19 protein-coding genes are annotated in these 17602 nt (G+C 38.3%); 14 read left to right on the top strand and 5 right to left on the bottom strand.

Translation table 11 applies throughout. From position 1 onward, the window contains the following. Window positions 1-269: 269 nt before the first annotated feature. The gene (apaG, locus tag M2408_RS18720) at window positions 270-656 is read right to left on the bottom strand and encodes a Co2+/Mg2+ efflux protein ApaG (protein ID WP_223584040.1); all 387 of its coding nucleotides are present in this window, start codon (window positions 654-656) and stop codon (window positions 270-272) included. A gap of 148 nt (window positions 657-804) precedes the next feature. Here apaG and M2408_RS18715 point away from each other — a divergent pair, with 148 nt between their 5' ends. The 10 genes from M2408_RS18715 (at window position 805) to M2408_RS18670 (ending at window position 11108) form a co-directional block, all read left to right on the top strand. Further along, the gene (locus M2408_RS18715) at window positions 805-1515 is read left to right on the top strand and encodes an SAM-dependent methyltransferase (protein ID WP_259185098.1); all 711 of its coding nucleotides are present in this window, start codon (window positions 805-807) and stop codon (window positions 1513-1515) included. Between the two features lie 217 nt (window positions 1516-1732). Next, window positions 1733-2488, top strand: coding sequence for an alpha/beta hydrolase (locus M2408_RS18710; RefSeq protein ID WP_259185096.1), 756 nt, complete (start codon window positions 1733-1735; stop codon window positions 2486-2488). A gap of 19 nt (window positions 2489-2507) precedes the next feature. After that, window positions 2508-2993 carry a hypothetical protein gene (locus M2408_RS18705; protein WP_223584037.1) on the top strand — a complete coding sequence of 162 codons (486 nt, stop codon included), beginning with the start codon at window positions 2508-2510 and terminating at the stop codon, window positions 2991-2993. Continuing rightward, window positions 2983-4083 carry a Nif3-like dinuclear metal center hexameric protein gene (locus M2408_RS18700; protein WP_259185092.1) on the top strand — a complete coding sequence of 367 codons (1101 nt, stop codon included), beginning with the start codon at window positions 2983-2985 and terminating at the stop codon, window positions 4081-4083. The genes M2408_RS18705 and M2408_RS18700 overlap by 11 nt, the downstream gene beginning before the upstream one ends. Further along, a complete protein-coding gene (locus M2408_RS18695; RefSeq protein WP_223584035.1) occupies window positions 4083-4835 on the top strand; it encodes a zinc ribbon domain-containing protein in 753 nt (250 codons plus the stop codon). Before M2408_RS18700 ends, M2408_RS18695 begins: the two co-directional genes overlap by 1 nt. A gap of 141 nt (window positions 4836-4976) precedes the next feature. Continuing rightward, complete coding sequence (locus tag M2408_RS18690) at window positions 4977-8294, top strand: S41 family peptidase (RefSeq protein ID WP_259185075.1); 3318 nt, start codon at window positions 4977-4979, stop codon at window positions 8292-8294. Between the two features lie 225 nt (window positions 8295-8519). After that, complete coding sequence (locus tag M2408_RS18685; protein WP_259185066.1) at window positions 8520-9443, top strand: CPBP family intramembrane glutamic endopeptidase; 924 nt, start codon at window positions 8520-8522, stop codon at window positions 9441-9443. Further along, window positions 9418-9627, top strand: coding sequence for a DUF2007 domain-containing protein (locus M2408_RS18680; protein WP_259185065.1), 210 nt, complete (start codon window positions 9418-9420; stop codon window positions 9625-9627). The genes M2408_RS18685 and M2408_RS18680 overlap by 26 nt, the downstream gene beginning before the upstream one ends. A gap of 1 nt (window position 9628) precedes the next feature. Continuing rightward, complete coding sequence (locus tag M2408_RS18675) at window positions 9629-10429, top strand: phosphatidate cytidylyltransferase (protein WP_259185063.1); 801 nt, start codon at window positions 9629-9631, stop codon at window positions 10427-10429. A 7-nt stretch (window positions 10430-10436) separates the two neighbouring features. Continuing rightward, window positions 10437-11108 (top strand): DUF2461 domain-containing protein, encoded by a 672-nt coding sequence (locus tag M2408_RS18670; protein WP_259185061.1) that lies wholly within the window; start codon window positions 10437-10439, stop codon window positions 11106-11108. A 1-nt stretch (window position 11109) separates the two neighbouring features. Here M2408_RS18670 and M2408_RS18665 read toward each other — a convergent pair whose 3' ends face one another. Next, entirely contained in the window at window positions 11110-12306 is a 1197-nt protein-coding gene (locus M2408_RS18665; protein WP_259185059.1) for an anhydro-N-acetylmuramic acid kinase, read from the bottom strand. A 100-nt stretch (window positions 12307-12406) separates the two neighbouring features. On the opposite strand from M2408_RS18665, the gene gcvH reads away from it, so the two are divergent. Next, window positions 12407-12787 (top strand): glycine cleavage system protein GcvH, encoded by a 381-nt coding sequence (gene gcvH / locus M2408_RS18660; protein ID WP_259185057.1) that lies wholly within the window; start codon window positions 12407-12409, stop codon window positions 12785-12787. Between the two features lie 63 nt (window positions 12788-12850). Here gcvH and M2408_RS18655 read toward each other — a convergent pair whose 3' ends face one another. The 3 genes from M2408_RS18655 to mqnB all read right to left on the bottom strand — a co-directional run bounded on the left by M2408_RS18655 (window position 12851) and on the right by mqnB (window position 15461). After that, window positions 12851-13606 carry a DUF6263 family protein gene (locus tag M2408_RS18655; protein ID WP_259185048.1) on the bottom strand — a complete coding sequence of 252 codons (756 nt, stop codon included), beginning with the start codon at window positions 13604-13606 and terminating at the stop codon, window positions 12851-12853. Between the two features lie 103 nt (window positions 13607-13709). Beyond that, window positions 13710-14696, bottom strand: a complete 987-nt coding sequence (locus M2408_RS18650; RefSeq protein ID WP_120261315.1) for a pyruvate dehydrogenase complex E1 component subunit beta — start codon at window positions 14694-14696, stop codon at window positions 13710-13712. Window positions 14697-14819: 123 nt separating this feature from the next. Then, on the bottom strand, window positions 14820-15461 hold the full coding sequence (gene mqnB, locus M2408_RS18645) for a futalosine hydrolase (protein WP_259185036.1): 642 nt from the start codon (window positions 15459-15461) through the stop codon (window positions 14820-14822). 173 nt (window positions 15462-15634) lie between these two features. On the opposite strand from mqnB, the gene M2408_RS18640 reads away from it, so the two are divergent. From M2408_RS18640 to M2408_RS18630, 3 genes are all read left to right on the top strand, one after another. Continuing rightward, window positions 15635-16048 (top strand): 6-carboxytetrahydropterin synthase, encoded by a 414-nt coding sequence (locus M2408_RS18640; protein ID WP_259185029.1) that lies wholly within the window; start codon window positions 15635-15637, stop codon window positions 16046-16048. Window positions 16049-16076: 28 nt separating this feature from the next. Further along, window positions 16077-16706 (top strand): GTP cyclohydrolase I FolE, encoded by a 630-nt coding sequence (folE, locus tag M2408_RS18635; protein ID WP_104384782.1) that lies wholly within the window; start codon window positions 16077-16079, stop codon window positions 16704-16706. A 241-nt stretch (window positions 16707-16947) separates the two neighbouring features. Further along, window positions 16948-17583, top strand: coding sequence for an O-methyltransferase (locus M2408_RS18630; protein WP_259186169.1), 636 nt, complete (start codon window positions 16948-16950; stop codon window positions 17581-17583). Window positions 17584-17602: the final 19 nt, after the last annotated feature.

The raw sequence follows: 17602 nt of genomic DNA, 5'->3' as shown, positions 1-17602 counted from the left end.
AATCAAGTAATTATATTATTACGTTTGATTTTCAATTATTTATATATTGAATCAATAATCTTTTTTGATTGCTGACTAATTAAATCTAATGGATGGCTTTCTATGCTATGTTTAACTATGGGCTGAGGAACAAAATTATCCAGTTCAGCATAATCTCAGTAACAAGTTGATTTAGAATGCACGCAAAAATAAAGAAATAGTTTCTTATTCGATGCGAAAAAAGCTTCGTTGTGTGATAAATCGGTAATAATGATATTACCTTGATAAATTTAATTCAATGCATAATCCGCGATCAGATTGAAACGTGGTATTTCAACCTGGAAACTGCTATTATCCAAAGAACGGATCATATTGTAATGACCTTCCATGAAACCAAATTCACTGTTGAGATTACATCCCGAAGTATATTGATGTACCTGGCCCGGTTCGATAACAGGCTGCTCGCCTACAACACCTTCTCCCGACACTTCTCGATAGTCGCCTTTTGCATCAAATATTTTCCAGTAACGACTGATTAATTGTACCGTGTAATCGCTCAAATTTTCTATGCTAATGTGATAAGCAAACATAAAATGTTCACGGTCGGGATTAGAATACTCCGATTGATAGATGGTTTCAACCGAGATTTTTACGCCTTCTGTAATTTGTGTGATCATTTGGATGATGTTTATTGTTGCAACAAATACTTATGCTAAAATACTAATAATGAGTTTAAAATTCGCAAACTTAATCATTTTTAAAGGTTAAATTATGCTAAGTTTAAAATTACTATAGCCAAATGGTCGTTAATTAGTAGGTTTGTATATGGCAAAAGGTATATTATATTTAATTCCCGTTCCTTTGAGCGATGATGCTGCATTCCAATCTTTTACTCCTTATTTGGTTGAGACAATCAATGCATTGGACGAATATATCGTGGAAAATGAAAAGACGGCGAGAAAGTTTCTCAAACTGGCTGGATTAAAAATTCCTCAAAGCGAATTGACTATACATGATTATGGTAAACATGCGCGCGACAAAGGAAATATCAATGATTTTTTCGAGGGCTTGAAGCAAGGAAAAAATGTAGGATTGATGTCGGAGGCCGGCTGTCCGGGAGTAGCGGATCCCGGTGCTTCTGTGGTTGCTCGCGCTCATCAGCTTGGGATAAAAGTGGTACCGTTGGTTGGTCCCAGTTCCATCCTATTAGCACTTATGGCTTCAGGATTTAGTGGACAGAAGTTTGCTTTCCATGGTTATTTGCCGATTGATAAAAATGAGCGTGCAAAGAAAATCAAAGATCTAGAGCTACAATCTATGCGCGAGAAGCAAACTCAGATATTTATTGAAACACCTTTTCGAAACAACCATCTTCTCGAAGATATTGTAAAAAACTGTAAATCCAATACACAGCTTTGCGTAGCCTGTAATGTGACTTCCACTGACGAGTCTATAAAGAGTTTAACCATTGCTGAATGGAAAAAACAGAAAGAGGATTACCATAAAAAACCAACAATATTTTTGCTGTATGTCTAACAAGTTGTGTAGAGTTCTCCCCTACCCTGCTTTATCTGTTGGGACAGTTTTAATATGAAATCTATCTTTAAACAAGGATAAAGCTAGGTGTAGTCTTGTGAGTAATTACTCACATACATCGTTTTCGACTGCAAAATGGAAAATGCTTATTGGAACATAGCAAATTGTTGAGTAGATTTAGGAGGAGTGACGTGTTAATTTGACTAAACATAATGTAATGAAATTTAATAAATTAGGTTATTTTATATTGTTTTTTTCATTAGTTGTTGGCTTAAAATCTGCTTATGCACAGCAAACTACTTATGTTATTGTACATGGTGCCTGGGGTGGCGCCTGGCAATTTAAAAAGACAGCAAATGAATTAGAAAAAGAAGGACATAAAGTATATCGTCCTACACTAACCGGTTTGGGAGAACGTTATCATTTAGCGGATACTTCTATTCGTTTACAGACCCACATCAACGATGTTGTCAATACGATATTATTTGAAGATCTTCGAGATATTGTATTGGTTGGACATAGCTATGGTGGAATGATAATAACGGGTGTAGCAGACAGTCTTCCGGATAGAATAAAAAAATTGGTATATTTAGACGCCATCCTTCCCGATAATCAGGAATCGGTCTTGAGTTTGATGGTAAAGCCTGGGGACAATGGTCTTTTGAAATTTGAGAAGGAAGGTTTTATCATTCCATTTTGGGTAAAAGACGAAAGTAAGTTTCCGCGGGACGTCCCCCACCCTTTGAAAACGATGACTGATAAAATCAGTTTAAGAAACCCAGAAAGGGAGAGAATTCCCGCTACTTATATCTTGACCTACGAAGAAGGTAAGACAATGGAAAAAGATGACTTTTATCCATTTTACGCGAAAGCTAAACAACGTCATTTTAAAATCGTTGAATTGACCGGAGATCATAATCCGCAAATAAAAAAGCTGAAAGAATTAGTAGATTTGTTATCACAGGAAAAATAAATAAGAGCAAGATATTTCAATGACGCAGGAAGAATTAGTAAAAGAATTAAATAAGCCCGAAGTACTCTATACAATCTTAGGTCTGGTAGCGATACGGATTATTATTTGGTTGTTATTTGCGAATACTATTCGCAGAACTTTAAACTTGATCGCAGTGGAAAATAGATTGATGACACCTAATCAATCTTGGTTGGTCGCGATTCCATTAATCAATATTTATTGGAATTTTCAGGTCGCTTCCCGCCTGAGAGATTCCCTCATCAATGAGTTCTATGACCGTAAGATAGCTGTAGAGGAAAACCCTACCTTTCGGAAAGGATCGTTATACGCATGGATTTATTTGGCGACAAATATCCCGCTACCTATTTCTATTTCAGGGGTACTGGTCATCTTGCACTTTGTTACATTGGCTAACTATTGGTTCAACATTAGCGCGAACCGTAGAATTTTAGAAGAACACGATAAATTTAGAGAAAAGGAGGTGATTATAAACGATGAAAATTAAAGCAGTTATTCAATATCTGGAGCAGCTGGCTCCATTGGATTTGCAGGAATCTTATGATAATGCCGGGCTTATCGTAGGCGATGCAAATCAGGAGATTACCAAAGTATTAATTTCGTTGGATTGTACGGAGGAAGTTGTACAGGAGGCGATCGAAAAAGGATGCAATTTAATTATTTCACATCATCCCATTGTTTTCAAAGGCTTAAAAAAGTTCAATGGAAAGAATTATGTGGAACGCACTGTCATAAAAGCTATTGAGAATAAAATTGCGCTATATGCGATACATACCAATCTGGATAACGTCACTGGCGGAGTCAATTCAAAGATAGCAGATAAACTTGGATTGGTTAATCAGGCGATATTGGAATCGAAACCCAATGTATTGCGTAAGATGGTTGTGTTTGTGCCAAGGAGCCATGTAGAAGAAGTCAGGACGGCATTATTTGATGCTGGAGCTGGTCAAATTGGAAAACATTATGATCAATGTAGTTTTAATACTGCAGGTTATGGAAGTTTCAGACCTTTGGCGGGATCCGAACCTACTATTGGCGAAATAGGAACTCAGGAACGTGTCGAAGAAACGCGGATCGAGGTGATCTATACACGTTCAATAGAAAGAAAGCTGCTTTTGGCACTTTATGAAGCGCATCCTTACGAAGAGGTGGCTTATGATCTTTTCGATTTGCAGAATACAACAGTGGAAATTGGAGCTGGGATGATCGGTAATTTACCCGAGCCTATGGACGAACGGGATTTTTTAGCTTATTTGAAGGAAAATCTTAAACTAAACGTTATTCGGCATACAGCACTTCTTGACAGAAAAGTCAGTAGAGTTGCCGTCTGTGGTGGTGCAGGAGGTTTTTTGTTAGGTGCAGCAAAGCGATCTGGCGCTGATTTTTTTGTGACAGCAGATTATAAATACCATGAATTTTTTGATGCCGAGGGTGAAATTGTCATCGCGGATACGGGACATTTTGAGAGCGAACAATTTACGCAAGAATTATTGTACGACATTATTACGAAAAAATTTCCTAACTTTGCAACCTTAACAACAGAAATAGATACAAATCCTATAAAATACTACAGTTGATGGAACAAACCGTAGAACAAAAATTGAAAGCACTATGGCTTTTGCAAGCCATACATACTAAAATAGACAAAATTCGCCAGGTTCGTGGTGAATTGCCTATGGAAGTTGCAGATCTTGAAGATGAGATTGCGGGTTTAGAAACTCGTATTGAGAAGATCAGAACAGACTTAGACGATTTAGAAGATTCGATCGTTAAGCGTAAAAACATGATTAAGGATGCCCAAGCTGCTATCAAAAAATACGAGTCGCAGTTAAATGAGGTAAAGAACAATCGTGAGTACGACGCTATTTCGAAAGAAATTGAAATTCAAGGTCTTGAGATTCAGGTTTGTGAAAAGAGAATCAAAGAAGCAGAGTTCGAGATTCGTAACAAAACAGAAAACTACGATACTACTGTAGGTAACCTGGAATACAGCAAAGGCGAACTTGAGGGTAAAAAGAAAGAATTGGAGACAATTACTTCCGAAACCCAAAAGGAAGAAGATGCTTTATTAGCAAAAGCTGCTGAAGCGGAAGCTAATATTGAAGAGCGTTTGGTAAAAGTTTACTATCGTTTACGTAATTCATTCAAAAATGGTCTGGCGGTCGTTTCTATCGATCGTGATAGCTGCTCAGGATGTCACAATAAAATCCCTGCTCAGATGCAATCTGAGATTCGTCAACGTAAAAAAATCATTATCTGCGAACATTGCGGTCGTGTTTTGGTTGACGAAGGTATTGTATTGGAAATCGAACAAGAATACGGTTTTTAATCTTCAATAACAGTATATAAGCCCTGCTCAACAGCAGGGCTTTTTTTTTGTGATATTTTTTATGCAACTTTGTTGATATACGAAGCAATGTACTAGACAAAATAGTAGCTTTGCATAATAAATTTTAACCACTAAACATTTATGAATAAAACTCATTTTAAGTTTATTGCTGCGTTTTTAGTAGGAACATCATTTCTACAGGCCAAAGCACAGGAAACTTTATTGCTCCGAAATCCAAGTATCAGCGCCAATAATATTGCTTTCGTGTACGGCGGCGATATTTGGATCGCAGACAAGAACGGTGCAAATCCAAAACGTCTAACGACAAACCCTGGTGTAGAACAAAACCCAATGTTCTCTCCTGATGGAAAAAAAGTAGCATTTACAGGCAATTATGATGGTAATACAGATGTATATGTCCTTCCTATTGAAGGAGGTGAACCCAAGCGTATTACGTATCATCCATCTTCAGATGTATTGCGTGGTTGGTTGAATAATGACGAAGTATTTTATACTACATCACGTGATTTTACCTATGCGCTGAGTCCACGATTATATAGTTCCAATATCCAAAGATTGGGTATGGACAAAGCTTTATTGATGCCAGAAGCTAACCAAGGCAGTCCCTCTGCGGATGGACGTTATTGGGCTTATATCAAAAATACTGATCCTACAGAGCGCGATCGTGTAGCTTTCAAGCGTTACCGAGGTGGTGGTACACCGACTATTTGGATTTTTGATACAAAAACTAAGGAAATTGAAGCAATTCCACAGGTAAAAAGCAACGATGTTAAACCCCTTTGGTTAGGCAGTAAGGTCTATTTTCTATCGGATCGTGATAAAATAGTAAACATCTTCAGTTACGATACCAAATCAAAGAAAGTTGAAAAACTAACTGATTTCAAAGACTACGATGTACGCTCGCTCAATGGAAATGGCAATGAACTGATTTTTGAATATGCTGGCGTATTGAATACATTAAGCTTAAACAATAATAAAGTAACCGCCCTACATATTAGTGTAAATACAGACGCCATGTTTAAGCGTCCTTTCTACAAAAATATCAAAGAGGACATTCGCTACGCGGCCCTCTCTCCTACAGGCCAACGTGCGCTATTTGAGTCACGGGGTGAGATCTTTACCGTGCCTAAAGAGAAAGGTGAGGCACGTAATTTATCGAATTCACCAGGTTCTCATGAACGTTTTCCAGATTGGTCTCCCAATGGAAAATGGGTTTCTTACATCTCAGATAAAAATGGTTCCTATCAGTTGGTTTTAGTGGATCAATTTGGAAAGGATCAACCTTTATATTTCAATCTGGGCGAAACTAATTTTTATTTTGAGCCTACCTGGTCTCCAGATTCGAAGAAATTATTCTATAATGACGCTCACCTCAATCTGTACTATATTGATATCGCATCTAAGGCTATTGTAAAGGTCGCAGACGATAAGCTGAGTGGACAAACCGGTAGAGTATCCAATCATTTTCAACCGAGCTGGTCTCCAGATTCAAAATGGATTTCGTTTACACGTACTTTGGAAAACGGCGTACCGGCTGTATTTATGTACAATCTGGATACAAAGAAAACGCAGCAAATTACAGATGGTATGAGTTCTGTTAGTAGTACTGCCTTTTCACAGGATGGCAAATATCTTTTCTTCACGGCGAGTACCAATACAGGATTGACCAATTCTGGTCTACATATGTCCGCTACGCAACGTAATGTTGATTATGCTGTATATGCCTTTATTTTGTCAAGTAAAACCCCTTCGTTCTTTAAGAATGAAAGTGATGAAGAGCAGATTCGTGAAGATAAAGCGGACAAACCAGCTGAAAAAGAAGACAACAAAACAGCTCGCGTAAAAGAAAACGATAAAAAAGCACCGAAAAAAGATAAAAAGGAAGAAGCTCCGGCTAATAAGCCTGAAGAGAAATCCATTCAGGTAGATTTTGACCGTATCGAGAACCGCATTGTTGCTTTACCGTTGCCGGTAGGTACCTATTGGAATCTGAATGGCTTGGTTCCAAACCAGTTGACCTATCAGCGCGGAGGTACCATTGGGGCCTACGATTTTAAAGATCTGGAAAATAAGACATTGGTTGAGAATGCCCGTAGTTTTGTGATCAGTGCTGATGGCAAGAAAATGTTGTATCAGGCGGGGAATGGTTATAATATTGTGAACGCCGGACAGAAAGTTGCGTCTCCAACTGCAGGTGCAATAAAATTGGATGGTATCCAACAATTGGTAGATCCTGTTGCCGAATGGAAACAAGTCTTCAATGAAGTTTGGGCAATGCAAAAAGACTATTTCTATGTAGAGAATATGCATGGTGCTGATTGGAAAGCCATGAAAACCAAATATGAGAAGTTTCTACCATTTGTTAATCATCGTTCTGATTTAGGCTATTTATTGAACGAAATGATGGGCGAAATGGTTGTTGGACACAATTATATTTATCCGGGTGATCAACCTTCTACCCCATCTGTGTCAGTAGGTGTATTAGGGGCTGACTATACGATCAAAAATGGATATTACCAGATAGCGAAGTTATTTACACGTTTGGAGTGGAATCCTTCTTTTAAGGCACCGTTGGCAGAACCGGGATTGAATATCAAAGAAGGCGATTATATTGTCGCTGTAAACGGTATTGAATTAACGGAAGATAAGGATATCTATAGTCTATTTGATAATACCGTAGGCAAGCAGGTGGCCTTAAAAATTAATTCCAAGCCATCTCTGGTTGGCGCTCGCGAAGTCATTGTAAAACCGATTTCTTTTACAGACGAAATGAGCTTGCGTAGCATGGAGTGGGTGGAGCGCAACCGTAAGAAAGTAGATCAGTTAAGCAATGGACAAATCGCTTACGTATACATGCCAAATACAGGTCCTGAGGGGTATACCTACTTTAACCGTTATTATTTCTCCCAGATGGATAAAAAGGCCCTTCTGATGGACGAAAGAAACAATGGAGGAGGCTGGGTAGCCGATTATGTTATTGACTTACTATCCCGTGAATTAATATCCGGCTGGGGTATTCGTGATGGTAAAGGATTTACGACTCCAGGTAATGGTATTTATGGACCAAAGGCGATGATCATAAATGAAAATGCCGGTTCTGGAGGTGATATGATGCCGTACATGTTCCGTTTCAAAGGTCTAGGTAAACTGGTTGGCCGTACAACAATGGGAATCTTGGTTGGTATCAGTGGATACCCGCCGTTGTTGGATGGTGGACGTATTACCTCTCCAAACTTTGGTGTATATGACCTGAAAGGCAACTGGATTATTGAAAATGAGGGTGTTGCTCCAGATATCTTTGTTGAGCAATTACCGAAAGATTTGTTAGAAGGGCGTGATCCACAATTGGAAAGAACCGTGAAGATTCTATTGGAAGAAATGAAAACCTATCCTTACAAAAATCTACAAAAACCAGCTGATCCAATACGGGTGAACTAATAAAGGAATAGCGATAAAAAGGGCTTTGGAAACTATTTCCAAAGCCCTTTTTGCATGTTTGTGGAGCAGATTATCTTGCTTTGATAATTATTTTAAGGTATCTGGGATCAGGCTTTTAGTAAATGGTCTTTTTCCACTACTTTAATGAAGTAATGGCTATTGAAATGCAGTGATTTTATAAAGTAACATGCTTTTATTGTTATCTTTAAAGCATATTTTAAATTTATGTACCCCGAGCAAACTACTTCCCCTTTTCAATCGTTATTGCGTTTGGTCCTGTTGGTCATCGGATTTACCTTTCTCTCACAGGTCATCGGTATCCTTATTATCTTTTTCTACTACAAGTTTACAGGACAGGCATTTTCAATGGCTACCCTAATGCAAGGATCAGCGAATGAAATGCGTTTTCTATTGCTGTTGAGTAGCTTGGGATCCTTTGTTGTACCAGCCTACCTGATGAATACCCGAGAGGGATATGGAATCACTTATTTTAAACAGGAATATATGCCACAGGCAAAGCAACTTGCATATATCTTTTTCGCAATGCTTGCTTTTATGCCATTGATGAGCTTAATAGGGCATTGGAACGAGTCATTACAATTGCCTGATAATATGAGATCCGTGCAGGTATGGATGGAACGTAGCGAGCGAGAATCAGGAGATCTGATCAAGGGGATTATCGTGGAAACAAGTTTTATCGGATTTCTATTTAACCTAGTGGTTCTGGCATTTATACCAGCCGTAGGTGAAGAATTATTATTTAGGGGTGTCCTTCAAAATATTGTGGGAAGATGGATTTCCAGCCCTCACGTTGTCATTTGGATTGTGGCTATTGTTTTTAGTGCCATACACCTGCAGTTTTTTGGATTTATACCACGGATGTTGTTGGGCGCATTTTTTGGTTATCTCTATTTATGGAGCAGAAATATTTGGTTACCTATTTTTGGCCATTTTGTCAACAATGCAGGGGCTACGATCATGGCATTTTATTATACAAGGAATGGTAAAAGCTATGCTGAGATCAATGCATTTGAAGTGCAATCTTGGTGGATATATGTTGTAGGCTTCATTTTTACTGCTATTTTTGTATTCTTATTTTATCTGTCAACACAAAAAGGAAACCATGGAGAACGATTGGAAGAAAATTAAAACATATACAAATGCTATTCAGGCTGAAATAGTGAAACAAATGCTGGAAGAGAATGGTATTGCCGCTGTTGTATTAAATAAACAGGATTCTTCTTATCTGTTTGGAAAAATAGAACTATATGTTAGTGAAAATTCGGTTGAAACTGCTGAAAGATTGATCGAAGAAGTAGAGGGAGAAAACTAAAATGAAGATAAGAGCGATAACCGGTGCTATTTTTGTAGCTGTCATGGTGGCATCCACCTTATTCGGGCCATACTTATACAGTATCTTTTTTACACTCTTGAGTGCATGGTGTCTGTATGAGTTTTACGGTATTGTATCATCCGAAGAACGTGCGCCTAATAGGACCTTAGGGATCATTTTGGCGGTGACAGGATTTACTGTGGGGTCTATGGTAGCTATGAACCTTTTGGAACCTAAATTTCTATGGCTTATTACACCGCTGGTCGGTTTGACCTATATTATTTCACTTTTTCAAAAGCGAAGTTTTCCCTTTAATGATATTGCCTATACTTTCTTAGGTATCTGTTATGTCACATTCCCCTTCTTTCTTTTTGCGAAACTGGGATTTATCAATGGTGTATATAATCATTATATTCCCCTCGGTTTTTTAATATTGCTCTGGACCAACGATACGGGAGCATATCTTGCAGGTCGGAGCCTTGGTAAACATAAATTGTTTGAGCGGATCTCTCCGAAAAAGACTTGGGAGGGATTTTTCGGTGGTTTCATTTTAGCTATTGTGGTAGCTGTAAATCTTGAAAAATATTTTGGAAGTTTGCCATTGTGGCAATGGATTATCGTTGCTATGATCATCAGTATTGTTGGAACATTGGGCGATCTGGTCGAATCGATGTTAAAGCGAAGCTTGCACGTCAAGGATTCAGGCAGTATCTTACCGGGACACGGAGGTTTCCTGGACCGTTTTGACGGCTTATTATTGGCAGCACCGATAGTTTATGTTTTCTTAATTTTAATCAGTTAAAAGAATTATGAGTCACATTCAGAAATCTACCTTTGATTTTTTGACCGAATTAAAGGAAAATAATACAAGAGAATGGTTTGCAGATAACAGGGAGAAATATGAGTCCGCATTGGCCGATGTCCGGAGTTTTCTAACGGATTTAATAGCTGCCCTGAGTGAATTTGATCCTAAAATAAATACCTCCATACAAGCCAATAAATGTCTATTCCGTATCTATAGAGATACGCGTTTTTCAAATGACAAGACACCCTATAAGACCTGGTTTGGAGCCGGAATATCTGTTGATGGGAGAAAATTACGTGGACCTGAATATTATATTCATATTGGTGCTGAAAATTCATTTATTGCCTGTGGCTATTGGAGACCAGAGAAGCCACACCTGGAAGCGATAAGACAGGAGATAGACTACAGTGGCGAACAATTGGCTAAGACTCTGAATGGATTGTTAGATGAGGGGAAAATAAATCTTTTCAAAGAGGATCTGTTAAAACGTGCTCCTGCCGGTTATGGCGAAGATAATCCCCATATTGATTTTATCAAGTTAAAAAGCTTTGTTCTGGATCAACCTTTGACGATCAAAGATCTGTCAAACAAAAACGCATTGGATAATATTATCGCCTCTTATAAAAAGATGTTATCCTTCAAGGAGTTTTTACAAGAGGCGATCGACAGCGAATAGTCTACTCTGGCAGACTAATTTTGCCCATACAGACCGCCGGAGAATCTTTTATATGTTCGACATTGGATTTGTTTCCAGTGAGGGTCTCATTGGCTAGCAAGGCGAATAATACAGCTTCCTTCGCATCGGGATCAACCCCTAATGTGGCGAAGCTCTCTACTTTGATGTCCGGCAGATTTGCTTTGATGTACTCAAAAAGTAGCGGATTATGCAATCCCCCGCCACTGATATATACCGAGAAATTCGCTAATCCAAGGGCTTGCCGACGTATGCCGTTGATCATCGCTTGGGCCGAAAAGCGATTGAGTGTTGCCATGATATCTTCTGCTGAGAGATCTAACGTCTCAGAACGTTTTTGAGCCTCTTTCAGGTAATCAAGATTGAATAATTCCGGTCCTGTTGTTTTCGGGAACTCCAAAGTTAGGAATTCTTCCGCCAAGAGCTGCTCCAATAATGGCTCATTAACTGTCCCCTTTTTTGCAATCATGGCATCTCTGTCCATCTCTTGGTCAAAATGAGCTTTCATATACTGGTTCATCATTGTATTTCCTGGCCCTAGATCTGTCGCATAGGCTTCCAGATTACTTTGATGACTCGGAATAAAGGTGAAATTTGAAATACCACCTATATTCAGTAAAAATCGGTTTTCAGTAGGATGGGAAAAAAGAAGGTAGTCTCCATAGGCTGCTAACGGTGCCCCCTCTCCTCCTGCAGCAATGTGTTTTTGTCTAAAATCTGAAAGTGTAATTATGCCGGTATGTATGGCAATATGATCCCCATCACCGATTTGCAGTGTGCTATTTGGCCAACCAATGTCCTTCGTCAACGATTGCGGAGCATGATATACCGTCTGTCCATGACTAGCGATGCAGTCTATCTCGGTAGCTGAAATATTCCAGCTTTCAAGAGCCTGGTTGATCAGGTTCGCATGGGTGATCCCTACATATGCGTTGAGGCCTGAAAATAACTGCTGGTCGATGGTTCTTTTTGCGAATATTTCACGGACTTTGGTTCTGAATATATCTTCGTAATCCATTGTGATAAACTTTTCTAAACTGATTTTGGTCGTCTTTCCGGCGTTTTCAATACGGCACAATGCGATATCAAGACCGTCTAAAGATGTTCCGGACATTAAACCAATAATAAAACGCTCTTTTTTTAGCGCGATCTGATAAAGTTTTTCGATTTGAGGATTCATAATCTAAAAATAAACACAAAAATCTTATAATGAATATCATTTTTGACAATTGAAGATATTTTGTAACTTCACGGCATTAAAAATCAAAAAATTAGATACAATGAATTTTCCAGCAGAATTGAAATACACCAAAGATCACGAATGGATTCGTGTTGAAGGTGATGAAGCAGTTGTAGGGATTACCGATTTCGCTCAACGTGAATTGGGTGACATCGTTTTTGTTGACATTAACACTGTAGGTGAAGAAGTTGCCGCAAATGAAGTTTTCGGTACAATCGAAGCTGTAAAAACAGTTTCTGATTTGTTTTTGCCTGTAGCAGCTACAATTTTATCAGTTAATGATGCAATTGATGCTTCTCCTGAATTGGTGAATTCTGATCCATATGGTGAGGGCTGGATTGTTCGTATTAAATTGAATAATGTAGCAGACGTAGACGCATTATTATCTGCAGATCAATACAAAGAGGAAGTCAACGCTTAATATCGTTGTGATAACAAAAAAAGGGGCTTAATTTTAAAATTAAGCCCCTTTTTTTGTTGCCATCTATTGGCATTTTATGACTGTTTTGATCTTTGCTTCGGGCATATCGACATCACTTGTCATCTCAGTTATTTTAGTCAGACAAGTCTTTTTATCCAATACATAGAATCCTTGGATACTACCGACCTGTTTTGCGTCGGATCCAAACATTTTTCCTTCCACATTTACCTTATAACCCTGTTCATTTACTTCGACGAGAGTCATTTTGTTTTCGACCAGTAGACCCGATTCCTCCGATTCAGATTTTGAACTCCATGATTCTCCAATACCAATGGCATGCTCAGGCAATACGGTGCTAATATTTTCAAACATACTGCGATCAAAAGGAAGGTTGACGCCTTCCGGCAATTTTATATCAGAAGATTTTCCCAATGGATCTATTGAAAAGCTGATCTTACTATCTACTAGCTTGCCTACTGTAGCATGCATCTGTTTTGAAAATTCATTTGCTTCCGGATTTTTGGAGTCATAGGTCATTTCCATAGCTTCTCCGCTCATTTTCATATTGATACCAGTGTATTTAAGCTCAAATAGAAAGGAATTGTCTTTCTTGGCTGTATTTGTAATATCAAAGCCCATTGTTAAGTCTGTCACAATCTTCTGTTCGCCAGTTTCGATATCCATCGCCATGATCACATTTTGCGCTATTTTCTTTCCCTCTTCGGGATTCACCCGTAGGGTATATTTCTTTTGGGCTGATACAGATAGGGCTACAAATGCGATTACAGCCGTCATAGCTATTGTTTTTAGTGTTTTCATCTATTGGAATTTTTGTTAATAATAACAGGACAGATAAATATATAAAAAAATCCCTTTTACAATTAGTAAAAGGGATTTTTATTTGATTCAAAAAAGAATCCAATTATTTTTTGATGTAAGATACTTCTTTTACAGCTTTAACTACTTTTTCTACATTAGGTAAAGCAGCTTCAATCAATGTTGGCGCATAAGGAAGAGGTACGTCAGCACAATTCACACGGATTACAGGAGCGTCCAAATAGTCAAATGCATTGCGTTGTACATTAAATGCTAAATCTGTAGAGATTGACGCCAAAGGCCATGCTTCTTCCACGATAACCAGACGGTTTGTTTTCTTTACAGATTCAATAAGTGTTGGGTAGTCAATAGGACGTACAGAACGCAAATCGATCAATTCTACACTGATGCCTTCTTTTTTCAATTCTTCAACTGCAGGAATTACAACACGAGGAAGCATTTTACCGAAAGAAACAACAGTAACATCAGTACCTTCTTGAATGATATTTGCTTTTCCGATTTCTAGGTAGTACTCTTCTTCAGGAACTTCACCTTTATCTCCGTACATAACCTCAGACTCCATGAAAATAACTGGATCTGGATCAATGATTGAAGATTTCAATAAACCTTTAGCTTCGTAAGGGTTTGAAGGAACAACCACTTTCAAACCTGGTGTATTTGCAAACCAGTTTTCAAAGTTTTGAGAGTGTTGTGCTGCTAGCTGACCTGCATTTCCTGTCGGGCCACGGAAGACCATAGGAATAGAAAATTGTCCACCACTCATCGAGTGGATTTTTGCAGCGGCATTGATAACTTGGTCAATTGCAACAAGTGAAAAGTTGAACGTCATGAATTCAACGATTGGTTTTAGACCGTTCATAGCTGCACCAACAGCAATACCAGCAAAACCAAGTTCAGCAATAGGTGTATCAATGATACGTTTTGCACCGAATTCATCAAGCATACCTTGGCTTACTTTATAAGCACCGTTATACTCTGCAACTTCTTCACCTAATAAAAATATTTTGTCGTCTTTACGCATTTCTTCGTTCATTGCTTCACGAAGTGCTTCTCTGAATTGTATTTCTCTCATCAGTTGTAAAATAGTGTCAATTTTTAGATTACAAATCTACTATTTAAAATTGATATTTTGAAGATTTGACTAGCCTAATTGTATAGTTTTATGTCATTTTTTAATAAGTAAATGACTTTTGTATTAAATTTTGGAAAATAAGTACTGCAAGAAATCCAATGTTTGTATAAGTGCCTTATTACTATTCATTATTGCCAGAGGAATGTTCCACGTGGCACGGTTTCTTTTTTCTACGTAGTTGGAGATTCCACGAAGCTCAATCACCGGAAGTTCCATTTTATCCGCGGCAAAAAAAGCGGCCGCACCTTCCATGCTCTCTATACAACTGCTGGGGTTGATCTGTAGAACTTTTGCAATACTTTCGGCATTCCCATGTACCTTATTTACTGTAATGCCATGTCTTTGGGCTAAAAAAGGAATCGCTATATTTTTGCCTTGAAGCAAAGAAGACCCGAATTTGGATTTTCCGAAACCCAACTGTTCGATCGGGATAAACTGTAGGTCATCTTCTGCACCCAATTCTATTAAAGATTCTGAGGTGACCTGCACGACCTCTCCTATTTTCAGGTTGCGGTCAAAGCATCCTGCAATACCTATATTTATAAGGAGATCGTATTTGTTTTCATGTAATATCCTCCCCAATTCAAATGCTGTTGCCACCATCCCTACGCCTGTGATCACCGTGTCACAATTGGGGTAGTTGGCGGCAACCTCCAAAAAAGGTTGAATTTCGAATTGCGTAGCGGCTACGATTAATATCTTCATGATAGACTTCTTTTAATAGTATGCGAAAATTACGAATTATCGCGGAGGTCTTTAGTACATTAAAATAAAAATCGACAGCTGATCTTTACTTGTTAATTATATTACCATATTCTGACGGCATTCCTAAAATAGAAATGTTAAAATTGGGCCTAAAGCCGTATCTTTGTATTATTATGATATTTATAACTCGTCGTGAACGTTTTTGTGCAGCACATAAGCTGTATCGTGAAGATTGGAGCAATGAACAAAACGAACAAGTGTTTGGACTCTGTTCTAATCCAAATTGGCATGGGCACAATTATGACCTTTTTGTCACAGTGAAGGGGGAAGTAAATCCCGAAACTGGTTTTTTGATTGATTTAAAGATCATGAAGGAAATTATCAATCGTAGCATCATTGATAAAGTGGATCATCGTAATTTCAACTTGGATGTTGATTTTATGAAGGGTGTCATGGCTTCTACAGAAAATATTGCTATTGAGATATTCAAGATCCTGAAACCACTTTTTGAAGAGCAAGGAGTGGAACTGCATAGTGTGCGTTTGCACGAAACCGAAAATAACTACGTCGAATATTTTGGCGATTAATCTTTAATACATTTAAATAGTAGAAACTATGAGTCAACACTCATTTGACAACGAAGAGTTGGATGGATATATTAAGATCGACAAATACAATACTGAAAAAGTAGATCGCATCGCTTCTCATTATACAGATATATTGGAATGCTTGGGAGAGGATCCTAAGCGTGAAGGTCTGGTAAAGACTCCTGAGCGTGTCGCTAAAGCCCTGCAGTTCTTGACACATGGATATGATATCGACGCTGCTGAAGTACTGAGAGGAGCCATGTTTGAGGAAGATTATAGCCAGATGGTGGTTGTAAAGGATATCGAAGTGTACTCTTTGTGTGAGCATCACATGTTACCATTCTTTGGAAAGGCACATATCGCTTATATTCCAAACGGACATATTGTAGGTTTGAGTAAAATTCCTCGTGTCGTAGATATCTTTGCTCGCCGTCTGCAAGTACAAGAGCGTCTGACCAACGAAATCAGAGACTGTATCCAGGAAACACTAGGGGCGCGTGGAGTCGCGGTTGTAATGGAGTGCAAGCACATGTGTATGGCCATGCGTGGTGTTCAAAAACAGAATTCCGTTACAACAACCTCCGCATTTACTGGAGCATTTCAGAATGACGTGACACGATCGGAATTTTTACGTTTGATCACAGCGGATCTTGCTTAATATTTTTATCGTTAAATAATAAAAATAAGCCCTCGAGAAGCACGTCTTCTCGAGGGCTTATTTTTTGATGAAATTTGGAAATAAATACAAAAATCAAAAAAAGAGGATATTGCGTTTTTGGGCTTCTAGGGCAAGTCACTAAAAAATTCCTTTACAAACCGATAATTATATCGTTCTGTTTTTCAGTTGTTTATAAAAAAATATTTTTATCATAAAAATGTTTTTTGGTACCTTTGTGGTTATGGAAATTGTTGCCGACGATTTGGAGTCCTATTTGGAACATACTACAGACGATGAAAATTCGTTACTGAAAAGGGTAAATCGGGAGACATATTTGAAGGAAACAATGCCCCATATGTTATCTGGTCATTACCAGGGAAGAGTTCTTTCTTTATTGAGTAAATTGGTTGCTCCAAAACGTATTTTGGAGATCGGAACTTTTACGGGATATGCAACATTATGTCTCGCAGAGGGGCTTCAGCAAGATGGTATTTTACATACCATTGATATCAATGAAGAGCAACAGGAAAGAGTCCAAGGTTATTTTGATACGTCTGAATTCGCAGATAAAATCAGATACCATATTGGCGATGCAGCGGAGATTATACCCACGTTGAATGAGACATTTGATCTGGTATTTATTGACGCTGATAAAAAGAGAAATTTATATTATTTCGAAACGATAATAAATCAAGTTCCGTCTGGGGGACTTATTTTGATTGACAATGTCTTATGGAAAGGTAAGGTGTTAGATTCAAAACCAGACAACCAAACAAAGCAGATCATTGATTTGAATGCACGTTTAGCTCAGGACAAGCGCGTAGAAAAGGTAATATTACCGATTCGAGACGGACTTTTTGCATTGCGCAAGAAGTAATTTGAGAACTAAAACATTC

This window comes from Sphingobacterium sp. BIGb0165 (assembly GCF_024810095.1).
GTDB lineage: Bacteria > Bacteroidota > Bacteroidia > Sphingobacteriales > Sphingobacteriaceae > Sphingobacterium > Sphingobacterium detergens.
This window is presented reverse-complemented; position numbering and strand designations above follow the sequence as displayed.